19 protein-coding genes and 1 riboswitch are annotated in these 21309 nt (G+C 45.2%); of the genes, 16 read left to right on the top strand and 3 right to left on the bottom strand.

The annotated features are described in order from the left end of the window. Positions 1-9: 9 nt before the first annotated feature. The 12 genes from flgL (at position 10) to ACMXYR_RS13650 (ending at position 14238) form a co-directional block, all read left to right on the top strand. Complete coding sequence (flgL, locus tag ACMXYR_RS13705) at positions 10-1254, top strand: flagellar hook-associated protein FlgL (RefSeq protein WP_415902019.1); 1245 nt, start codon at positions 10-12, stop codon at positions 1252-1254. Between the two features lie 296 nt (positions 1255-1550). After that, on the top strand, positions 1551-3338 hold the full coding sequence (locus ACMXYR_RS13700; RefSeq protein WP_415902018.1) for an acyl-CoA dehydrogenase C-terminal domain-containing protein: 1788 nt from the start codon (positions 1551-1553) through the stop codon (positions 3336-3338). 13 nt (positions 3339-3351) lie between these two features. Next, positions 3352-3780: an SCP2 sterol-binding domain-containing protein gene (locus ACMXYR_RS13695; protein ID WP_415882393.1), complete on the top strand. Its 429-nt coding sequence runs from the start codon at positions 3352-3354 to the stop codon at positions 3778-3780. 49 nt (positions 3781-3829) lie between these two features. Next, entirely contained in the window at positions 3830-5500 is a 1671-nt protein-coding gene (locus ACMXYR_RS13690; protein WP_415902017.1) for an AMP-binding protein, read from the top strand. Positions 5501-5525: 25 nt separating this feature from the next. Next, positions 5526-6098: a DUF2889 domain-containing protein gene (locus ACMXYR_RS13685; protein ID WP_415902016.1), complete on the top strand. Its 573-nt coding sequence runs from the start codon at positions 5526-5528 to the stop codon at positions 6096-6098. Continuing rightward, positions 6098-6841: an enoyl-CoA hydratase-related protein gene (locus tag ACMXYR_RS13680; RefSeq protein ID WP_415882390.1), complete on the top strand. Its 744-nt coding sequence runs from the start codon at positions 6098-6100 to the stop codon at positions 6839-6841. The genes ACMXYR_RS13685 and ACMXYR_RS13680 overlap by 1 nt, the downstream gene beginning before the upstream one ends. A 103-nt stretch (positions 6842-6944) precedes the next feature. Next, entirely contained in the window at positions 6945-7517 is a 573-nt protein-coding gene (locus ACMXYR_RS13675; RefSeq protein WP_415902015.1) for a DUF3365 domain-containing protein, read from the top strand. A gap of 316 nt (positions 7518-7833) precedes the next feature. Then, positions 7834-8583, top strand: coding sequence for an electron transfer flavoprotein subunit beta/FixA family protein (locus ACMXYR_RS13670; protein WP_415895160.1), 750 nt, complete (start codon positions 7834-7836; stop codon positions 8581-8583). Between the two features lie 12 nt (positions 8584-8595). Further along, positions 8596-9525, top strand: a complete 930-nt coding sequence (locus ACMXYR_RS13665) for an electron transfer flavoprotein subunit alpha/FixB family protein (protein ID WP_415902014.1) — start codon at positions 8596-8598, stop codon at positions 9523-9525. Positions 9526-9592: 67 nt separating this feature from the next. After that, positions 9593-11755, top strand: coding sequence for a fatty acid oxidation complex subunit alpha FadB (gene fadB, locus ACMXYR_RS13660; RefSeq protein ID WP_415902013.1), 2163 nt, complete (start codon positions 9593-9595; stop codon positions 11753-11755). A 12-nt stretch (positions 11756-11767) separates the two neighbouring features. Continuing rightward, positions 11768-12943 (top strand): acetyl-CoA C-acyltransferase FadA, encoded by a 1176-nt coding sequence (gene fadA, locus ACMXYR_RS13655; protein WP_415895155.1) that lies wholly within the window; start codon positions 11768-11770, stop codon positions 12941-12943. 356 nt (positions 12944-13299) lie between these two features. Beyond that, positions 13300-13386, top strand: a riboswitch (cyclic di-GMP riboswitch). Positions 13387-13401: 15 nt separating this feature from the next. Further along, on the top strand, positions 13402-14238 hold the full coding sequence (locus ACMXYR_RS13650) for a hypothetical protein (RefSeq protein WP_415902012.1): 837 nt from the start codon (positions 13402-13404) through the stop codon (positions 14236-14238). Between the two features lie 156 nt (positions 14239-14394). Here the strand turns inward: ACMXYR_RS13650 and ACMXYR_RS13645 are convergent, their stop codons facing one another. Both ACMXYR_RS13645 and ACMXYR_RS13640 read right to left on the bottom strand, forming a co-directional pair. Continuing rightward, complete coding sequence (locus ACMXYR_RS13645) at positions 14395-14778, bottom strand: hypothetical protein (protein ID WP_415902011.1); 384 nt, start codon at positions 14776-14778, stop codon at positions 14395-14397. A gap of 208 nt (positions 14779-14986) precedes the next feature. After that, on the bottom strand, positions 14987-16159 hold the full coding sequence (locus ACMXYR_RS13640; RefSeq protein ID WP_415885756.1) for a PilT/PilU family type 4a pilus ATPase: 1173 nt from the start codon (positions 16157-16159) through the stop codon (positions 14987-14989). A gap of 151 nt (positions 16160-16310) precedes the next feature. Between ACMXYR_RS13640 and ACMXYR_RS13635 the strand changes: the two genes are divergently transcribed. The 4 genes from ACMXYR_RS13635 to ACMXYR_RS13620 all read left to right on the top strand — a co-directional run bounded on the left by ACMXYR_RS13635 (position 16311) and on the right by ACMXYR_RS13620 (position 19839). Further along, on the top strand, positions 16311-16964 hold the full coding sequence (locus tag ACMXYR_RS13635; RefSeq protein ID WP_415902010.1) for a DUF1826 domain-containing protein: 654 nt from the start codon (positions 16311-16313) through the stop codon (positions 16962-16964). Between the two features lie 115 nt (positions 16965-17079). Beyond that, positions 17080-18189: a hypothetical protein gene (locus ACMXYR_RS13630; RefSeq protein WP_415889258.1), complete on the top strand. Its 1110-nt coding sequence runs from the start codon at positions 17080-17082 to the stop codon at positions 18187-18189. Continuing rightward, entirely contained in the window at positions 18170-19069 is a 900-nt protein-coding gene (locus ACMXYR_RS13625) for a metal ABC transporter substrate-binding protein (protein WP_415902009.1), read from the top strand. The genes ACMXYR_RS13630 and ACMXYR_RS13625 overlap by 20 nt, the downstream gene beginning before the upstream one ends. Further along, on the top strand, positions 19069-19839 hold the full coding sequence (locus tag ACMXYR_RS13620) for a metal ABC transporter permease (protein ID WP_415902008.1): 771 nt from the start codon (positions 19069-19071) through the stop codon (positions 19837-19839). Before ACMXYR_RS13625 ends, ACMXYR_RS13620 begins: the two co-directional genes overlap by 1 nt. A 49-nt stretch (positions 19840-19888) precedes the next feature. Here the strand turns inward: ACMXYR_RS13620 and ACMXYR_RS13615 are convergent, their stop codons facing one another. Beyond that, entirely contained in the window at positions 19889-21307 is a 1419-nt protein-coding gene (locus tag ACMXYR_RS13615; protein ID WP_415902007.1) for a PepSY domain-containing protein, read from the bottom strand. Positions 21308-21309 lie beyond the last annotated feature (2 nt).

Below are 21309 nucleotides of genomic sequence, written 5' to 3'. Positions count from 1 at the left end.
AGATAGAAAATGAGAATTTCTACTCAACAAGTCTTCCTTAGTAATGTTGATAATATCAATAAAACTAATAGTGAACTTTTTAAGACACAAAACCAATTATCGACTGGGAAGCGCATTCAGCAGCCTTCTGATGACCCGCTTGCTTCTGCTCAAATTCAGAAATTCAAAAAAGAAATAGCTAGGACGGAGCAATACAATAGCAACATTGAAGTATCGCGTCGTCGTTTAGAGTTAGAAGAGAATACGCTGGAGCAAATAAATAACATTTCTATAAGACTTAAAGAGTTAGCGATCCAAGGTAAAAATGGGGTGCTTTCCCAGACGGATCGGTTATCTATCTCCTCAGAAGTTGGGGAGTTGCTAGGGCAGTTAGAAGGTTTGATGAATACGAAAGATGTGCAGGGGGAATTTTTATTTTCTGGGCATAAAGGATTCACAAAACCTTACGAATATAATGCTGCCCTAGATAGTTACTCTTATGCGGGAGATGACGGTCAGCGTTTTATACAGATAGGACCAGAAAATAAAATTGCTTCGACCGATTCTGGTTTTGATATATTTGAGACGGTACCAAAGGTTTCTGGGTATGTTGATGCTGTTATAACCCAAGATAATAATCATATTGATGATGTCGCTCTAAACAAAGACAATGCTGATGCGTTTGATCAGTTTATTGCAGATAACGGCGGACTGACGTTTACTTTTTCAGGCGGTAACTTAACTGTTCTGAATGCTGCAGGTCAGCCTATTACCGCAGATAATCCATCAGTGGTTTTGAATAACTTTGATTTAACGTCTAACCCTACACACCCAGTTATACAGATTGGTGGGGTGGATATTACGTTGGATAAAATAATTGATGGAACTGCAACTTTAGGATCTAAATCACAGCATAATATTTTAGATACTGCAAAAGATATGAAGGATGCATTGGATAATGCTGACTTTACAACAAACACTGGTAAACAAGAATTTACAGAGACAATGGATTTTGTGCTGGATAATTTGAATGGCATTCAGGAAAAACTAATCGGGGTTACTACCAGTATTGGTGGACGAATTAATGCCTTGGACCAGCAGCAGTCGGTTAATGAAGATTATGAGCTCTTCACAACTGAAGCTTTATCTTCCTTTGAAGATCTTGATTATAATGAAGCCATTAGCCGGTTCCAGCTACAGCAAACTGCTTTGCAGGCTTCGTACGCAAGCTTTGCACAGGTTAAGGATTTGAGTTTATTTAATTACATAAACTGAACGCTGTACCACCTAAAAAGCCGGCAAGTAGCCGGCTTTTTTTGTATCTATATTGCAATGCGAAATAAAGGTGACGAAATATGTCATTATTAGTGATCTTAAATGCCATGCAGTAGCCCCTTTTTACAGTAAATAAAGCGCTGTCTAATATTGTCTGCCATTTTTTGTCACTAAAACTGGTAAGTTTTGTTATTGGCGGATTACGACCTTTGAACCATTCTTAAATACATACTGTATTGGTGCTCGGCACCACTTATCCGCATAAGCGGAGCGATAATAAGAATGAGGAAAACGTCATGCCAGAATACAAAGCTCCCCTCCGTGATATGGACTTCGTGTTAAACGAAGTGCTTAACGCTGAGCAGCATTACCAGAGTCTTTCAGGTTGCGAGGATGCTACGCCTGATATGGTAGCCGCGATCATGGAAGAAGGTGCTAAGTTTGCTGAGCGTGTTCTATCTCCGTTAAACCAGATTGGTGATCAGCAGGGCTGTCAGTGGAATGATGGTGCTGTGAAAACTCCTGAAGGTTTTAAAGAAGCTTACGACCAGTTTGTTGAAGGTGGTTGGCCATCACTAGCGCATGAGGCTGAATACGGCGGGCAAGGTCTACCAGAATCTATCGGCATCATTGTGAATGAAATGGTCGGTACGGCTAACTGGTCTTGGAGTATGTATCCAGGTCTAAGCCATGGTGCAATGAATACTCTAAATGCCCATGGTACAGAAGATCAGAAACAAACATACCTAACTAAACTGGTTTCCGGCGAATGGACGGGCACTATGTGTCTAACCGAGCCTCACTGTGGTACTGACTTAGGCATGCTGCGTACTAAAGCAGAACCTCAAGGTGATGGCAGCTATAAGATCTCCGGTACCAAAATCTTTATATCTGCCGGTGAGCACGATATGGCAGACAACATTGTGCATATCGTATTGGCGCGCCTGCCTGATGCGCCTGCAGGTACAAAAGGTATCTCTCTATTTATCGTTCCTAAGCACCTGCCGGAAGCTATTGGTTCAGATAACGGTGTTAGCTGTGGCTCTCTAGAGCACAAGATGGGTATTCACGGTAATGCTACTTGTGTCATGAACTTTGATGAGGCTACGGGTTACCTAATTGGGCCAGAGAATAAAGGTCTTAACTGCATGTTTACCTTTATGAACACCGCGCGCCTAGGCACAGCGTTACAGGGCTTGGCGCATGCAGAATGGGGTTTCCAAAACTCACTAGTGTACGCCAAAGATCGTTTGCAGATGCGTGCTCTAAATGGTCCAGCTAACCCAGAAAAAGCGGCCGATCCAATTATCGTACACCCTGAAGTTCGTAAAATGTTGCTGACCCAAAAGGCTTTCGCTGAGGGTGGTCGCGCAATGATTTACTACTGTGCTCAACTGGTGGATAAAGTTGAGCGAGCAGAAGGTGATGAGAAAAAACAAGCGGATGCGTTGCTAGCATTCCTAACCCCGATTGCAAAAGCGTTCCTGACCGAAGTGGGTTTCGAATCCGCTAACCACGGCCTTCAAATCTTTGGTGGTCATGGCTTCATCGCAGAGTGGGGCATGGAGCAAAACGTACGTGATAGCCGTATCTCTATGCTGTATGAGGGGACCACTCAGATCCAAGCTCTGGATTTGCTAGGTCGTAAAGTATTGATGACCCAAGGTGAATCTCTAAAAGGCTTTACCAAAATTCTACATAAGTTCTGTCAGGCTGAATCTGACAACAGCGATCTACAACAGTACATCAAACCGCTAACTGAGCTGAATAAAGAGTGGGGTGAGCTCACTATGAAGATCGGTATGAAAGCGATGCAAAACCGCGATGAGGTGGGTGCAGCATCTGTCGATTACCTCATGTACTCAGGCTATGTTGTATTAGGTTACTTCTGGGCGCGTATGGCTAAAGTGGCTCAAGAAAAGTTGGCAGCAGGTGAAGGTGATGCTGCGTTCTACCAAGCTAAACTGACTACAGCACGTTTCTATTTCCAGCGAATCTTGCCGCGTACTCGTAGTTTGGTTGAAACAATGCAGTCAGGTGCAGATAACCTGATGGATATGGATCAAGAGCACTTTGCTTTCTAGTCGAGGTATAGACGTGAAGAAAGCACTTAATAATCCAGTAGGCCGCACGCTTTTACGCGGCCTCTTAAAACTCAACGCAAAACGTTATGCGTTAAAGAATAAAAATGACAAAGAGGTATCTGAAATGTCCGACTTGAATGCAGTTTTTACTGAAATGAAAAATCGTTTTAATGCCGATGCTGCAGCTGACACAGATGCAATTTTTCAGTACGACATTAGCGATGGTGACTCCTGGTTTGTGACAGTGAAAGAGGGAAGCTGTGATGTAGCGGAAGGTGTTAGTGATGACGCTACCGTGACATTGACAATGGACTCTATTACTCTCGAAGAGATCATGTCGGGTGAAACTGATGGTATGCAGGCGTTCATGGCGGGTCGTGTACAGGCTGATGGTGACATTATGCTAGCGACTAAATTGGCTGTACTTTTCCCCGTAGCCTAAAATTACCGACATAGATCCCTTATAAAAATAATTACATGAGGAACCTTAGATGCAGCAACTCCCTGCCGCCGATACTATCCCGGCTGATATAAATCATTACGGTTTTAAAACTGTTCCAGATGTTCTAGCGCATGTGCAGAAGAACTTTGGCCCTAAACCAGCATTTACCAGCTTTGGGCGCACGATCGATTACAACGAATTAGATCGTTTATCTGCGGCGTTTGCTGTGTATCTTCAGCAAGAAACAAACTTGCAGCCGGGTGATAGGGTGGCGATTCAGCTACCCAACTTAGTTCAATATCCGATTGTATTATTTGGTATTTTGCGTGCGGGGCTGGTGGTCGTGAACACCAACCCGCTGTATACCCCGCAAGAGATGCAGCACCAGTTTAATGATTCCGGTGCGAAAGCGCTGATTATCCACAAAAGCATGGCCCACAATGCTGAAAAGATTTTGGATAAGACGCAGATTGAAACCCTGTTTGTGACCCAAGTAGGGGATTTACACGATTTTATTAAGCGTAATCTTCTGAATGCTGCGGTTAAGTACTTGAAGAAGATGGAGCCAGATTACAATCTGCCTCAAGCGATTCCGCTTCGCTCTGCATTCTACAAATATGATGGTCAGCAACCGAGTCCTGTTAAAGTTGAATCCTCTGATGTTGCTGTCTTGCAGTATACCGGTGGCACAACGGGCGTTTCTAAAGGCGCGATTTTGACTCATGCCAACCTGATCTCAAACATGTTACAAGCGCAGGAGCGTTTAACCGTTCCCGGTGTTGATTGGACTGAAACGGTGATCTCACCGCTGCCGCTTTATCATATCTACGCCTTTACTGTTGCTCAGGTGGTCTCGTTGATGGGTGGTCATAGCGTCTTGATTCCAAACCCAAGGGATATTCCAGGGTTTATTAAAGAGATGCAGAAGTGGCGCATGAGTACTTTTGTTGGTCTAAATACGCTGTTTGTTGCGCTGTGTAACGATGAGAACTTTGCCCAGGTCGATTTCAGTAATCTGAAATTTACGGCTTCAGGCGGTATGGCGCTGAATCCATCTACGGCGGTGCTTTGGAAAGATAAAACCGGTTGTGACGTAATTGAAGGCTATGGCCTGACTGAAACCTCTCCCGCGGTATGTTTCAACCCACCCGATGATAACCGTACTGGCACGATCGGGCTGCCTATGATTCACACGGATGTTCGTATTATTGGTACGGATGGTCAGGATGTGGTTCAAGGTGAAGCCGGTGAACTTTGTGTTAAAGGCCCGCAGGTTATGCGCGGATATTGGCAAAGAGAAGAGGCGACAGCTTCCTCCTTTACCGATGATGGTTACTTTATCACGGGTGATATCGCGACCATCGATGAGGAAGGCTATTTCCGCATCGTCGACCGTGCTAAAGATATGATCATCGTATCTGGTTTTAATGTCTATCCAAACGAAGTGGAAGATGTCATTACCCAGCACCCCGATGTCGTGGAATGTGCAGCTATCGGCATTCCAGACGATAAGACTGGCGAGATCGTTAAAGTCTTCGTGGTTAGCAATAATCCTGATCTATCCCGTGAGGATGTTAGGGATTGGTGTAAAGATAAACTGACTCGCTACAAGGTTCCAAAGCAAGTCGAGTTTGCTGAAGACCTACCAAAATCCAATGTCGGTAAGGTGCTTCGTCGTCTGCTAAAACCTTCTGCAGATGATAATGCCAACGCAGCTTAAAGCCGAATAAAGGGAATTGATTAGTATGCCTTTATCTCGACCAACTCGGCGTGAAACCCATCATAATCGAACTGTGATGTGTAATGGTTATCTTCGTGATGATGGTTTATGGGATGTTGAAGCCCGTATGACCGATGTTAAAACGCGAAATGTGGATAACCCTGAACGCGGTGGTTATGTTCCAGCTGGTGAAGCATTTCATGATATGAGCATTCGCCTGACCCTCGATAAAGGTCTACTGATTAAACAGGTAGAAGCCTGTATAGATTATTCTCCGTTTAAAATCTGTAAAAAAGTTGGTGCAGCTTATGCGCAACTTCAAGGTACACGTATTGGGCCTGGCTGGCTGCGTATAGCTAAAGATCGTGTAGGTGGTGTTGCGGGTTGTACGCATATGAATGAACTTTTACCTGTTCTGGCGACGACTGCGATCCAATCTATCTGGCCGAGTAGCGATAAAGATGTTCTCGCTCAAGGTGCTGAGTTTATGCTTGATAGTTGTCATTCATGGGGGCGAAGCAGTGAGATGGTTCGCGAATACCTGCCAGAACATTATCAGCCTGCGACAACCGTTAATGTAGTAGAGGAGCCTAAATAGTGGCTACCGTTTTAACCGAAAAGCAGGGTTCTGTTTTCGAGATAAATCTAAACCGACCAGATAAGAAAAATGCGCTGACATTGGCAATGTATGTCGAAATGACGACGTTACTAAAGCAAGCAGCGGAAGACCCTAATGTTCACGTCGTGTTATTTCGAGCGCAAGGTCAGTCTTTCTGTGCTGGAAATGATATTAGCGATTTTGTATCTGCAGCGCATAACCCTAATATTCTGCAAGATGTATTGGTGTTTTTGCATACATTGGCAAGCTTTCCCAAGCCAATCATCGCAGCGGTGCATGGCGATGCTGTTGGTATAGGCACGACCATGCTCTTGCATTGTGACCTCGTTGTGTCTGCAGATAATCTGCGGTGTAAAATGCCGTTTGTGCAGTTAGGCTTAATACCTGAAGGAGCGTCTACTTTGTTGTTTCCGCAACTAGTAGGTCACCGACTCGCTTTTGAACTGCTGGTTGAAGGTCGAAGTTTTGATGCTATAAAAGCTGAACAACTTGGTATTGTTAATCAAATCACAGAACCGGATCTGCTCCTAGAAACAGCTCGAAATCGTGCTAAAAAGTTAGCTGATAGCCCTGTTGATTCGGTGATTGCAGCTAAACAGTTGATGAAAGCCGAAACCTTAAAGTCTGTTCACCAAGTGATTGATAGTGAAGGGGCGTTGTTTTATCAGCGCTTGTTATCTGAAGAAGCGCAAAAGGCATTTATGGCCTTCCTACAAAAATAATATGCATTTTTAATATATGGATCTTAAATATTAGTATTTACTAATTTATATGAAATTGTATAATGGCCTCATCTTATGAACACCCTATCCAGTGAGGTCCAAGGTGAAAGCACTCTTCTTTACTGCTGCTCTAGCGGCTGCCCTTCCGGTTCAAGCGGAACAATTCTCGGTAAATATTCCTGAACTGCAGAACGAAGCTAAAGGTGTCATTAAAGAGCTAGCGACAACGCTTGGTTCAGAACTCAAAGCGGCTAAAAAAGAGGGCGGTGCTATTGCTGCCATCAACGTGTGTAATACCAAGGCTGAAGGCCTTACAAAAAGCGTGAATGATAATTCTGAATGGCATGTTGAGCGTACTAGTTTAAAACTACGTAACCCGCAAAATGCACCTGATCAGTGGGAAAAGGCAATTCTTGAACAGTTTGAATCCAAAGCGAAGCAAGGGGCTAATCTAAAAACCTTAGGTTTCTCGCAAGTTGTCGTAGACGAAGAAGGCAGAAAAGTATTCCGCATGATGAAGGCGATCCCCGTCGCTGATCAATGCTTAGCTTGTCATGGTTCCAAAATTAAACCAGAGATAGCTGAGCAACTTCAGACCCTTTACCCAGAAGATAAAGCGAAAGGTTTTTCCACAGGCGATCTTCGTGGTGCTTTCAGCTTAAAAAAATATTTATAAGATCAATTGGATTATAAAAAGGGCTTATTAGCCCTTTTTTTATGCCTGTCTTTTTAACCATTGCCAATAAAGGTAACTTTTTTGATACCTTTTGATTGTATTTGTTTGCGCTTAAACCTTTCTTAAGCCCTTTGTTTACGGGGCTTTGATTAATATTGCTATTTTTTGTTAGCGATGTAGCTGCTTTTTGTCATTGTTGAATTTCAGTCTGAGACTAAGATTTATACATAGCTTGGGGAATGAGCTTCCCTCTATGAAAGTAACCCTATTTTCTTATGTGTATGGGTTACCAAAATAACAATACAAAGAGGCGGTTATGAAAGTACTGGTTGCCGTAAAACGTGTGATTGACTACAACGTCAAAGCCCGTGTCAAAGCAGATAACAGTGATGTCGATTTAGCTAACGTAAAAATGGCTCTTAATCCATTTTGCGAAATAGCAATTGAAGAGGCTGTACGTTTAAAAGAAGCGGGTACAGCGGATGAAGTTGTCGTTGTTTCTATTGGTAATAAGAGCTGCGAAGAGCAGATCCGTACAGCACTAGCATTGGGTGCCGATCGCGGTATCCGTGTCGATGTCGAAACCAACCCTGATTCCCTTTCCGTCGCTAAGCTATTAGCCAAAATCGTAGAAAAAGAAGCACCAGGCATGGTGATTCTTGGCAAGCAAGCGATCGATTCTGATAACAACCAAACCGGTCAAATGTTGGCTGCACTGTTGGATCGTCCTCAAGGTACCTTTGCTTCAGAAGTCGAGGTGACTGGCGATAGCATCAACGTCACCCGTGAAATCGACGGTGGTTTGCAAACGGTTAACCTGGCTATGCCAGCGGTTGTAACAACCGATCTACGTCTTAATGAACCACGTTACGCATCCCTACCAAACATTATGAAAGCGAAGCGTAAACCGCTTGATGTCCTAACGACTGATGAACTGGGCGTGTCTGTAGCGAGCAATCTGCAACTACTACGTGTCGATCCGCCATCAGAGCGTCAAGCAGGCATCAAAGTTAGCTCTGTAGATGAGCTAGTCGAAAAACTACGTAATGACGCTAAAGTAATTTAAGGGGGTGATCAGATGACTATTCTTGTAATTGCCGAACACGATAATAACGAGCTTAAACCCGTAACCCTCAATACCTTAGCTGCAGCAAATGCAATTGGTGGTGATGTACACCTTCTAGTTGCGGGTGTTAGCTGTCAGGCGGCCGCTGATGCAGCGGCGCAAGTATCAGGTGTGAGTAAAGTTCTATTGGCTGATAACGCTGCGTATAAGCATCAGCTTGCAGAAAATATCAGTAAGTTGGTGCTAACTGTCGCGGCTGACTATAGCCACATACTAGCTTCAGCAACGACAACAGGTAAGAACTTCCTACCGCGCGTTGCAGCACTGCTAGATGTAAATCAGATCTCAGATATTATTGCCGTAGAAGCTGCGGATACCTTTAAACGCCCAATCTATGCCGGTAATGCGATTGCGACAGTCCAGTCCAGTGATAGCACTAAAGTTATCACCGTTCGTGGTACAGCCTTTGATCCTGTCGCTAACAGTGGTGGTTCTGCAGAGGTCGTTAGTCTTGCTGAATCATGCGATAGCGGCCTTTCTAGCTTCGTTTCAGAGGAGCTGGCGAAAAGTGATCGTCCAGAATTAACCGCGGCTTCAGTAGTAATCTCCGGTGGCCGTGGTATGGGTAACGGTGACAACTTCGAGCTACTCAACAAAGTGGCAGACAAACTTGGCGCTGCAGTCGGTGCATCTCGTGCAGCGGTTGATGCTGGTTTTGTACCGAACGACATGCAGGTTGGTCAGACCGGCAAAATGGTCGCGCCAGAGCTGTATATCGCCGTGGGTATCTCTGGTGCAATCCAGCACTTAGCGGGTATGAAAGATTCAAAAATCATTGTTGCGATCAACAAAGATGAAGAAGCCCCAATTTTTCAGGTGGCTGATTACGGGCTGGTGGCCGACTTGTTCGATGCCGTGCCTGAGCTAGAGAGTAAGCTGTAAACAGCATAACTAAAAAGCGCTTAGGCACATCGCCAAGCCAAAAATAAAAATAGACGGAGCAACTTAGATGCTTTTCGAAGGACAATCGATTTACGTACAGTCGATCGAAGACGGGATCTACGATGTGGTGTTTGACCGCAAAGGCGATGCTGTTAATAAACTCGATCAGGCGACTTTGGCTGAACTGCGCGAAGCGGTAAATGCCCTGTGTAACCTAGATGATATTCGTGGTGTGATTTTCTCCAGTGCCAAAGACTGCTTTATTGTCGGCGCGGATATCACCGAATTTATGGGCTTTTTCAAAGCTGATGATGAACAGCTGATCGCAGGCTTGATGGATATTCACAGCCTCTTTAATCAGATCGAAGATATGGGCTGTCCAACGGTCACTGCAATAAATGGCCTATGCCTAGGTGGTGGTTTTGAATTGGCGCTATCCACAGATTACCGTGTGATGAGTGACCAAGCGAAAGTCGGTCTGCCTGAGGTTAAGCTAGGCATCTACCCGGGTTGGGGCGGCACGGTTCGTCTACCACGTTTAATTGGTGTAGATAACGCCAATGAATGGATCTGTGCAGGTGCTGAGAAGCGACCAGATGCAGCACTTAAAGATGGCGGTGTAGATGCAGTTGTAACGGGAGATCAGATTAAAGCTGCGGCTCTAGATCTATTGAAAGGCTGTATTGCAGGTAAGTTTGATTACCAAGCGCGCCGTGAAGAGAAGAAAACGCCGATCAAACTAAATCAGGTAGAACAGATGATGGCGTTTGAATCTGCAAAAGGTGTGATCGGTGGTAAGGCGGGTCCTCACTACCCTGCACCAATGGCTGCGCTGAAAACGATTCAAAAGCACGCGAATCTTCCTCGTGAGAAAGCCAACGAGATCGAAGCTAAAGGCTTTGTCAAAGTTGCTAAAACTAATGTGTGCGCATCTCTTGTTGGTCTTTTTATGAAAGACCAATACATCAAGAAAGTCAGCAAAGGTTTTGAGAGCAAAGCCGAGCCTGTTAAAAAGGCCGCTGTGCTGGGTGCCGGTATTATGGGTGGTGGTGTTGCTTACCAATCTGCCTCTAAAGGTACGCCTATCTTGATGAAAGACATCAATGATGCTGCGCTAGAGTTAGGTCTGGATGAAGCGACTAAGCTACTGAACAAACGCGTATCTCGTGGCCGTATGGATGCGATGAAAATGGCATCCGTGCTAAACAACATTACGCCAACGCTTAACTACGGTGATTTCGGTAGTGTTGACCTTGTGGTCGAAGCGGTTGTTGAAAATCCAAATGTGAAGAAAGCCGTGCTTGCTGAAGTTGAAGGCACGCTGCCAGAAGGCGCGGTACTGACGTCTAACACTTCTACTATCTCTATTACTGAGTTGGCAACAGCGCTTAAAAATCCAGAAAACTTCTGTGGTATGCACTTCTTCAACCCTGTGCATCAAATGCCGCTAGTGGAAGTTATTCGTGGTGAGAAAACCTCTGAAGATGCAGTAGCTCGTACAGTTGCTTACGCAAAAGCGATGGGTAAAACCCCAATCGTTGTAAATGACTGCCCTGGCTTCTTAGTTAACCGTATTTTGTTCCCTTACTTTGGTGGTTTTACTGCACTACTTGAAGATGGTGCGGACTTTAAACAAGTCGATAAAGTGATGGAGCGCTTCGGTTGGCCAATGGGCCCCGCCTATCTTCTAGACGTAGTCGGTATTGATACTGCACACCATGCAGATAGTGTGATGGCTGCAGGTTTTCCTGATCGTATGAGCCACGAAGGCGAAAATGTTATCGATCGTATGTTCTCCCTAGAGCGCTTCGGTCAGAAAAACAGCAAAGGCTTCTACCGTTACGAGCTCGATCGTAAAGGCAAGCCGAAGAAAATTGTGGATGAGGAAGTACCAGCAATGCTTGATGGCATTGCCAAAGAAACGCGTGAGTTCACTGATGAAGAGATCATCGAGCGCATGATGATTCCTCTATGTATCGAAACTGTTCGCTGCTTGGAAGATGGCATTGTTGCCAGCCCTGCAGAAGCAGATATGGGCTTGATCTACGGTATTGGTTTCCCTCCATTCCGTGGCGGTGCGCTGCACTATCTGGATCAGATTGGTTTAGCTGAATTCTGTGCTATGGCGCAGAAATACGAGGGCCTAGGACCGTTGTATCAGCCAACCGACAAAATGAAACAGATGGCCGCTGCTGGCGAAACATACTTTCCACAAAATGCTCAGGGTTAAGGGGTAAAGATCATGAACTTGAAACCAAATGATGTAGTCATCGTTGACGGTGTTCGTACCCCGATGGGTAAATCAAAAAATGGCTCGTTCCGAAATGTTCGTGCCGAAGCGCTATCAGCTGCGGTAATCAAAGCACTGTTAGAGCGTAACTCAGCGCTAAACCCAGCAGACATCGAAGATGTGATGTGGGGCTGTGTTAACCAGACGAAAGAGCAGGGCTTCAATATCGGTCGAAATGCTGCACTGCTAGCAGGTCTTCCTCATACGGTAGCGGCACAAACGATCAACCGCTTATGTGGTTCATCTATGGCAGCACTACATGCCGCGGCCCAAGGCATCATGACTGGCAATGGCGATATCTTTATTGCGGGTGGTGTTGAGCATATGGGCCATGTATCCATTATGCACGGTGTTGATATCAATGCTGAGATGTCCAAAAAAGTTGCTAAAGCAGCGATGATGATGGGCGTAACAGCAGAGATGCTAGGTAAGATGAATGGTATCAACCGTCAAATGCAGGATGAGTTCGCGGCCCGATCTCACCGTCTAGCGCATCAAGCACATCTGGATGGCCTATGGGATAGCGAAATTATCGCGGTCGAAGGTCACGACGAAAACGGCTTTAAGTCGCTAGTCGAAGCGGATGAAGTTATCCGTCCAGAAACTACAGTTGAAACACTAGGTGCACTTAAGCCGGTGTTCGTACCGAAAGTCGGTACAGTAACAGCAGGTTCATCCTCTGCATTCTCCGACGGCGCATCTGCACTGCTGGTGATGTCGGCGGCTAAAGCAGAAGAGCTAGGCCTAACGCCACGTGCACGTATCGTGAGCATGGCAGTAGCTGGCTGTGATCCATCGATCATGGGTTACGGTCCAGTACCAGCCACTCAGAAGGCACTGAAGCGCGCAGGTCTAAGCATCGAAGATATCGACTATGTTGAGCTTAACGAAGCCTTCGCCGCGCAAGGCCTATCTGTACTAAAAGGTCTGAAACTGCTCGATAAGATGGAAGATAAAGTAAACCTAAAAGGTGGTGCGATTGCTCTCGGTCATCCACTGGGCTGCTCAGGCTCACGTATCACTAACACTCTAATGAATGTGCTAGAACAACAGGATGGAACCTTAGGTCTAGCGACCATGTGTATTGGCATGGGACAGGGGATCTCTACCGTGATTGAAAGGGTGTGATCCACCCGCATTTCTTCTTCACGACTTCACTCTAAGCTATATCTTGCCCCGCTTTTTAGCGGGGCTTTTTTGGTTTTGAAGGCGGTGGAAAGCTGCTTGAAACGGGAGAGAGCGGCTAAACGTGGTATAGATCTGTAGAGAGGTAGGAAGTGTTTGTTAGTTATACGCAATTAATCCAAGAAGGATTGGGTCTGCTAACGACACTTAGCAGTCATTAATCCTAATGGATAGGCGGCTGTCCTATACAGCCTTCATATGATGCTCTGCTCAAAATCTAATACTCTGTGACTGCCTGAGAAATGTTCGCCTGCTTGAATTCCCATTACGCTTTTCTATACTCACTGCTGCTATGCATACTTTTTTAACGCCAAACTCGTAGTGATGCGAGGACGGAAAGCCACAGGTCTTTAAGGAGGAAGTAGGGAGACGGCTGGGTTGCGTTTTAAAGGAGCGAGAAGATGAACGTTAAAAACATGCTCATATCTATCACTGCTAGCCTATTTTCCATTCCGATTCTTGCGGAGCCAATTGATCCTTCTGAGTTATTACCGGAACCAGATGATTTCTCATATTCAAGCTGTAATTATGTGCCTGGTGGAGAAAACAACTTTATCCTAAATTGGTCCGCTATCCCTGAAGAAGGTAAAAGACCAGCTAAGAAATATGCTTCTGAAGTCAAATGCTTACTTCAAAAGGCAAATCCAGAAGATGAAGATAATCCCATTACCTATGGCGAAGTTGAGGCAGAGGCTACCGTTAAGGCAAGCGACTGTGAGGACGGTGCTTGTAGCGCCACCATCCCTTACTCGGATATCGGTACAGCATTAACAGCCGCAATAGAAAGTGGAGAAATTGTACTGGATGAAGGTGATGAGCTAACTGACTATCACTTCGCTTGTGAAGCCAAAGTTAAAGGGTTAAACCCTCCTGGGAAAAGTCAGAATCATCCGCAAGCTGTAGCGCAATGTACGGTAGGTAGTTGCCCTGCTTGGTCAGATGAAGAGATTGGTCTAGTTGGCAATTATTCCTCCACTAGTGGAGGCTATGATGATCGTGAAATTAATACTTCGACTTATCCCAATGCTATTTTTGATCAGGAGCTTGGTGGTAGTCCATGGGTAAACACTTGGGTCTTGGTCGGTTACACCGATGAAGGTGATCATTATGGTGTTTATCATTTCGATAATCGTACTGAAGATACTGTTTGGGTACGCAAAATTCCCTTAACTTCGGAAGAATATGAAGCTTGTAAACAGGAAATACTAGACCATTGTACGATAGGCTGTGGGACTTAATTTTAACAAAAAATATGAATATCGGGGGTAATGCCCCGATATTTATTTGTTCGTTTTAGAACCTCATATGTATATGTCTGCTAATGGCACAAAGCTGCCTTTATAGACCATATTAGTTTAGGGCAATAAAAAGCTATTTAATGAGAAGGAAATCTCTCACCCAATCTGAAGTAGCTTTCTAGCGTCTTCATCTGTTAACCCTTCACCTACATGCAGCTTAACTTTAAAAGCACCTGCACCTAAACCAAGTTCAGTAAAAATCCGTTCTTCTACTTCGCAGAGTCCGCCTTCAACCATATCGATCGGGTGGATAAGTATTTGAGCACTCTTTTTCATAAAGCCGCTTGGCATTACATCTTTTACCAGATCCTTCAGCATAGGCTCGGCAGCAGAAAACTGGCCGACTAACAGTCTGTCTGTAGTAAAAGGCTGTGCTGGGGTTACGACCTTCCAAACGCTGTTTTCTGTTAGGTTTTTGATTTCAAACTTGTTCTTTCGAACTTTTAGATATAGATCTGCGACAAACAGTGTTTTGAGCATGAAGAGAACCTGATGGCTTTAAAGAGTCCAATGAAAATTATCATATGATAATTTTCTTAGTAGATCAGTTGTTCATTTTTAGGGAAGTTTAGATGTGGCTTCGAAAGAGTTGGTTAGCTGAAGGTCTATGATAGTTAAGCCCCAAAAGGGGCTTAAGTTGTTTTTAGCTGCTTTTCACTGCCTTAGTTTGTTTTAGGCCGATTATTAATCAAACCTCTTCGTCTTCATCCAATAGCTGAATTCCAGCTAGTGGATTATCTTCATCGAAGGGCTGTTGCTCGGGTTCCGGTGCTGCATCGGTTTTTTCCGCTTTGTCATCAACGACTGCTAGGTTCATTCGAAGGCGCATATCGTTTGCTGAGTCAGCATTGATGATCGCTTGGTCTTGTGTAATTTTGCCTTCATCAAAGAGTTTGAATAACGAGTCATCAAAGGTTTGCATGCCGGTGGTATCAGAGCCTTTAGACATAACCTCTTTGATCTCTTTGACGTCACCTTTCATGATTAGCTCTTGAACACTGGAGGTTCCCAGAAGTATCTCAATTGCTGCGCAACGTTTACCTTCAATGGTTGGAATCAGACGCTGAGAGATAATTGCTTTGAGGTTGAGGGCGAGGTCATGGAAGATCTGTTTATGCCGTGCCTGAGGGAAGAAGTTAATAATACGATCAATTGCTTGGTTAGCGTTGTTAGCATGCAGTGTTGAGATTGCTAAGTGACCAGTTTCTGCGTAGGTCAGGCACTGCTCCATAGTTTCCTGATCACGAATCTCACCGATCAATATTACATCAGGTGCTTGGCGTAGAGCGTTTTTAAGTGCACTGTGGAAGTTACGAGTATCAACTCCAACTTCACGTTGGTTGATCAGAGATTTTCGGTGGTTGTGGACAAACTCAATTGGGTCTTCAATGGTAATGATGTGGCCACCGCTGTTACGGTTTCGGTGGTCAATCAAGGCTGCTAAGGAGGTTGATTTACCGGAACCTGTAGCACCTACAAATAAGACTAGCCCGCGTTTTTCCATGATCACATCTTTCAGGACGGGGGGTAGGCCCAAGTCTTCCATTTTTGGGATATCGGCTTTGATATTACGCGCAACCAGTGAGTATTGGTTACGTTGTTTAAATATATTTATCCGGTAGCGAGCTACTTTCGGAATGGAATAAGCCAAGTTCATCTCTAGCTCTTCTTCGAAGGTAGCGCGTTGCTGTTCATCCATTAAGGAATTTGCGATTGCTTCGATCTCACCGGGCTTATAAGGCTCTTTACTTAATGGCGTTAATTTACCTTCAAACTTTGCACAAGGTGGGGCTCCAGTTGTGAGGTAGAGGTCGGAGCCGTCACGTTTCGCCAAAATCGTAAGGTAATCCTTAAATTCCATAGGTGTCTGATCCTTATAATGTACAGAGGATTTATGTGGATATAGGACAGAGTCTAGTGGAAGAAAAACGGGGCGTCATCCTGAATTATTTTTTCTTAGTTATGTTATATGGTAACATTTCGCGCTTTGCTGTTGATTGAAGGTATGGGCTGTGGCGCAGGAAGCTCTAGAAATTGAATCTGAGATGAGATTTGTGCAAGGGATTAGTCCCGAGGTTCTAACTCAGATTTATGATCAAGATGTACACCTCTGTAATTTTCAACGGGACTTGGCACATGATGTGGCGGGCTATTGCGAGGCGTTGCTGCAAAACGAACATCTAAATATCAGAGCTGTTATTCAAGCCGATGATCCTTCAGCAGTTTTAAATAATCTATTACCAGAGCACTCAGGTAAGTCTGAATTTATCGAAGATCTGGCTTTGATCATCGACATGTATGCTTGCTTGTTTGAGTTGGATGAAGTGGGTCTGCGCTTACAGGTTTTGGACCGTGCGATGTGCCCTCGCTTCCATACAGATAAGTTAGGTTGTCGTTTGGTAAGTACTTACGCTGGTCAAGGGACTGAGTGGTTGGAAGATCCTTTGTTAGATCGGTCAAAATTGGGTGCGGGTAATGGTGGTTTGTCTGACGACAAGTCAGGCCTATACGGTAGTGAAGAACTGATACATCAAGCGCAAGAAGGTGATGTATTACTGCTCAAGGGTGATGGGTGGTATGGCTTGGATGGAAAGGGTGTTGTACATCGCTCTCCAATGGTCCCTTCTGGGCAAAGTCGATTAGTCGCTACTTTGGATTTTGCATAGTTCACAGCCTGAAGTCGGGTTCTGAGCTGGTCGATCAATCTTCTAATTCAATTTGAAACATAACGAGCAGTTAAGTCTGTTTGTTATGATATATCATAATTATTTGAGGTATAAAATGAAAAAACAAGCACTCGCTTTTGCTGTGGCGGCGCTATCTATGCAGGCTTCTGTAGGTCATGCGCTGGAAGTTGGTGTCATTCTAGATGTGTATCACAAATCCGATGATACGGCGTTGAATGGTCGTACTGAAGGTTTTGGTTTGAGTCACAGTGAACTTAGCTTGAGCCAAGATATTGGTGATGTTGCTAAAGCGCAAATGACTTGGATTGCTGAGTGGAATGAAGAAGAGTCTGATCTTGAGCTTGAAGAGCTGTACATCCAAAGCACTTCGCTACCAGGTATCAGCCTGACAGCGGGTCGTTTCTTGGCAGATATTGGTTATCTGAATGCTAACCATAGCCACTCTGATAGCTTCAGCGAACGTCCTCTAATGTACAAAGCGTTCCTTGGCGGTCATTACTACGATGATGGTGTATCTGCGAGCTGGATTGTCCCAACAGATCGTTACTGGCGTGTAAGCGCAGCTGCATTTGGAGGTGATGAACTGGGTGAAGAAAAATCAGTTAACACTATTGGTACATGGACGCTTTCTACTGAGTTTGGTGATGACTTCGGTAACAACTCAAGCTGGCAGGCAGGCGTAAGTTACATGCGTAACCGCACTCAGGAAGCGGGCCACCACGAAGAGGAAGAAGATCACGACCATGAAGAAGGTCATGCTCATTCTCATGGTGCTGAGTATCAAGGTGAGCACCTTTACATCGCTGACCTAGTTTGGAAATGGTCACCTAACGGTAACAACCGTCAGGAACAGCTAAAAATTGCAGCTGAATACGCATATGTAGATGATCTATATGGTGCAGAAGTAAACGACTTCAGTGGTTGGTACCTATCCGGTGTTTATCAGTTTGATGAGAACTGGGCTGCTGGTATCCGTCACGGCCAAGTGGATCTTGCACATGAGCATGAACACGATGGCGAACATGAGTGGGAAGATTCTGAGCTTAAAGAAACTGCAGTGATGGTTAGCTGGTCGCCAACGCATACTCAGAAAGTACGCCTTGAATACCGTCATCAAGATGCTGATAACATGGAAGGTGAAGACAACGCGATCACACTTCAATACCAAGTAGGATTTGGCGCGCATGCTGCACACAGCTTCTAAGCTAATTGCAGCTGTTACGCTGTTAGCTGTTGTTACACCTGCGCAAGCGCTTACGATTTTTGCCTGCGAGCCTGAGTGGGCGGCGTTAAGCCGTCAACTGGCGCCGGAGGCAAAAGTCTTTAGCGCGACTCATGTCTATCAGGACCCGCATTATATCGAGGCGAGACCTAGCCTGATTGCTAAGTTGGCGAGAGCTGATATCGCTATTTGTAGTGGTGCTAGCTTAGAAGAGGGCTGGATGCCTGCGCTACAAAAGCGTGCGTCTAACCGCAAAGTGGCAGATGGTGCCGTAGGAATGCTCTACCTGTCTGAACATGTAGAGACGATTGAAAAACACGAAAAAGAGTTTTTCAGTACTGAGCATGTTCACCCCGAAGGTAACCCGCATTTCCATTTGGATCCTGAGCGTATTCAACAGCTAGCACCGGTTATCAGCAATCGCTTACAGCAGATTGATCCTGATAACAAAGAATCGTACCAACAGGCGTTGGAAGCTTGGCAGGTGCGTTGGCAGGAAAATCTCGTTCGTTGGAAAGCAATGGCTGAGCCACTAAAAGGTATGCCTGTCGTTGTTCAGCATACGAGCTTTAGCTACTTGCTGAATTGGGCTGATATTAAGGTTGTTGCAGATCTGGAGCCTAATCCGGGTGTGCCGCCAACGATGTCACATCTGCAATCGTTGGTATCTACTGTTGAGCAGCAGCGTCCGCAGTTTGTGATCAGCAACTGGTACCAGAACGATAAAGGTGCGCGTTGGTTATCTGAGCAAACAGGTATGGCGCATGCGAATTTGCCGGCGACGGTTGATCTTAAAGGCGAAGTGTCTGATCTAACGAAACTGTTTGATCATCTGCTGCAGCAATTAACGGTGCAGAAGTAATGCAGGCACTGAGCATAGGATTGCCCGCTTTGGTGGCTGGTTTGCTGATTTTGGCTAGCCATGTCCCTTTGGGACGACAGGTCTTAAAACGAGGGATTGTTTTTATTGACCTTGCCATAGCGCAGTTAGCCGCACTTGGCACTATCTTAGCCACGCAGTGGCACTTTCATGATGCCGATCATGATCATGGAGCTCTAATATCAACATTGATGGCAGTACTTTTTTCCCTTCTGGGTGTTGCATTGGTGGCTTGGATCAACCGAAACCTGCCAGACTGGCGTGAGGCTTTTATCGGTTTGATCTATGTGGCTTCCGCATCACTGTTGGTGTTGGTGGTAGCAGGCCAGCCCCAAGGCGGTCAGGCATTAACGCGTACGTTAAGCGGTGATGTTCTCTGGCTAACTTGGGCTGATCTGGTGCCTCTCGGTGTGATGGCTATCTTCATTCAACTGCTGGCTTTATTCAGGCCTCAGAGTTTAGAGCGATTTTTCTACATCGCTTTTGCTGTGACGATTACATTGTCGGTTATGAAAGCGGGCATCTATCTGGTATTTGCTTGCTTAATTGCTCCGGCGCTTGCAGCACAAGTAAGAGGTAAATCTGTCGGCTGGGCTTACCTTGTTGGTGTAGTTGGCTTTGTGGTGGGTTTGTTGTTGGCTTGGTCGTTTGACCTTCCTGCGGCGGCTACCATCGTTTTATCGCTGATCCTTACCCTGACTTTGGCTTTGGTCATACAGGTTCAGTTTCAAAAAGATAAAGTTTCAGCGTAATAAAAAAACGGGCCTTAAAGGCCCGTTTTAATTTTCTGATGGAACTTAGTTAAGCCACTTCCGTGCAACGACTGCGCTGCTTATTAGCTTGCTTTCGTTTACGGCGAGCTTTTAGCCACGTGTAAAAGCCTAACAGTGATGTGCCAGAAATTGCCAAAATAAACAGGCTTATAACTCCATCTCTGCCATCCCGGCCTAGACCATCTGCAAAATGCCATTTATGTAGATAGCTAAAGATCCAGCTGTACACTTTATCTGCGTTATCTACTTTGACAGAGAGCACCGCATCTCGAGTATCCACGTAATAAGTTTTATCTGCATAATCTATAGCGACTACTGGCAGGCGTTTATCAATAAACCCATAGCTATGGTCTTCTTTAAAGCTATTAATAAGACGCTGATCTATCACTTCTGGCTGCTGGCCTTGGGTGTTAGATACGAGCTGTTTTGCGAAGTCGAACGGTCCTTCGGGTAGCTGTTCACCTGATTGTGCATCTAACCACAGACTGGATTGTCTCGGTTGCTGAAGTTGCCATACAGCACGCCCTTCCAGTTCATGAAGTTGTGTATTACTGCTGTTAGGGTATTGAGCCTGTATTTGAGCTAAGCCAAAACTAATGTCTGAAAGCGCGAGTGATTGATCGAGAGGAACCCCTCGGATTTCGGGCTCTAGTTTCTCTATAGTTCTGACCATACCGCTGAATACGAACATTAACAGTGCTGCGGAAATCCCTACACCGGTCCAAGCATGGATCTTCTTAAGTTGTGCATTTTTACGCTGTTTTAGAGGCAATACTGCAAACAGGTACAGGCCACTGATACCGATAAAGGTTGAGATCAACATCATGCTGATAAACAGAGCGGTTCTAAGTGGGTTTTCCTGATCGATAAAAGCCCATACATGTAAGAAATGGAACAAGGTCATAAACAGGCGACGAGAATCATCCGTCATAGTCGCCAGTCGGTCCTGACGGATATCTACAAATACACTTAAGTTATCATCGCGCTCGAACGTCACTTCCCATACCGGTAATAACCGATTGATTGCCGGGTATTGGTGACTAAATTCCGAAATCAGTCTGATCTGTTTTATTCCACCAGTATTTTCTCCACTGTAATGGCGCGCTAACTGTTCTGCGTAGGCTAATTCTATCTCCTGAGCTGGTTTAGCATTCAGGGTTAAAAACTGTGATGGCTCAGAACGTTTTTCCCAACTCTGAATATACCAGTTTTGATCAACCTGAACGGGGCGGAGCCCTGCAACTGTCGTCAGCTGAGACTCTTCTATTAGGGTTTCAATGCTGGGTAGATTGGCTGGCCATTGCGGTTGTGGATAAAAATGCTGCGCCGTCTCCGGAGCAGTTAAACGCATTACCGGATGAAGAAGACCACTTAGCCCAAACAGTAGTAAAGGCACGAGCACCAGCAGCGCAAGCCGCCGGTGCCAAAGGTAAAGTTTTGCTTTCATAT

This window comes from Neptuniibacter sp. QD29_5, assembly GCF_047778125.1.
Lineage (GTDB): Bacteria > Pseudomonadota > Gammaproteobacteria > Pseudomonadales > Balneatricaceae > Neptuniibacter.
The sequence above is the reverse complement of the archived record's forward strand: the minus strand, read 5'-3'. Positions and strand labels throughout refer to the sequence as shown.

Excerpts from the sequence above, each read along its gene's own strand:
- flgL (WP_415902019.1), top strand. The coding sequence starts at position 10 with ATGAGAATTTCTACTCAACAAGTCTTCCTTAGTAATGTTGATAATATC.
- ACMXYR_RS13700 (WP_415902018.1), top strand. The coding sequence starts at position 1,551 with ATGCCAGAATACAAAGCTCCCCTCCGTGATATGGACTTCGTGTTAAAC.
- ACMXYR_RS13690 (WP_415902017.1), top strand. The coding sequence starts at position 3,830 with ATGCAGCAACTCCCTGCCGCCGATACTATCCCGGCTGATATAAATCAT.
- ACMXYR_RS13685 (WP_415902016.1), top strand. The coding sequence starts at position 5,526 with ATGCCTTTATCTCGACCAACTCGGCGTGAAACCCATCATAATCGAACT.
- ACMXYR_RS13670 (WP_415895160.1), top strand. The coding sequence starts at position 7,834 with ATGAAAGTACTGGTTGCCGTAAAACGTGTGATTGACTACAACGTCAAA.
- ACMXYR_RS13665 (WP_415902014.1), top strand. The coding sequence starts at position 8,596 with ATGACTATTCTTGTAATTGCCGAACACGATAATAACGAGCTTAAACCC.
- fadB (WP_415902013.1), top strand. The coding sequence starts at position 9,593 with ATGCTTTTCGAAGGACAATCGATTTACGTACAGTCGATCGAAGACGGG.
- fadA (WP_415895155.1), top strand. The coding sequence starts at position 11,768 with ATGAACTTGAAACCAAATGATGTAGTCATCGTTGACGGTGTTCGTACC.
- ACMXYR_RS13650 (WP_415902012.1), top strand. The coding sequence starts at position 13,402 with ATGAACGTTAAAAACATGCTCATATCTATCACTGCTAGCCTATTTTCC.
- ACMXYR_RS13645 (WP_415902011.1), bottom strand. The coding sequence starts at position 14,778 with ATGCTCAAAACACTGTTTGTCGCAGATCTATATCTAAAAGTTCGAAAG.
- ACMXYR_RS13640 (WP_415885756.1), bottom strand. The coding sequence starts at position 16,159 with ATGGAATTTAAGGATTACCTTACGATTTTGGCGAAACGTGACGGCTCC.
- ACMXYR_RS13630 (WP_415889258.1), top strand. The coding sequence starts at position 17,080 with ATGAAAAAACAAGCACTCGCTTTTGCTGTGGCGGCGCTATCTATGCAG.
- ACMXYR_RS13625 (WP_415902009.1), top strand. The coding sequence starts at position 18,170 with ATGCTGCACACAGCTTCTAAGCTAATTGCAGCTGTTACGCTGTTAGCT.
- ACMXYR_RS13620 (WP_415902008.1), top strand. The coding sequence starts at position 19,069 with ATGCAGGCACTGAGCATAGGATTGCCCGCTTTGGTGGCTGGTTTGCTG.
- ACMXYR_RS13615 (WP_415902007.1), bottom strand. The coding sequence starts at position 21,307 with ATGAAAGCAAAACTTTACCTTTGGCACCGGCGGCTTGCGCTGCTGGTG.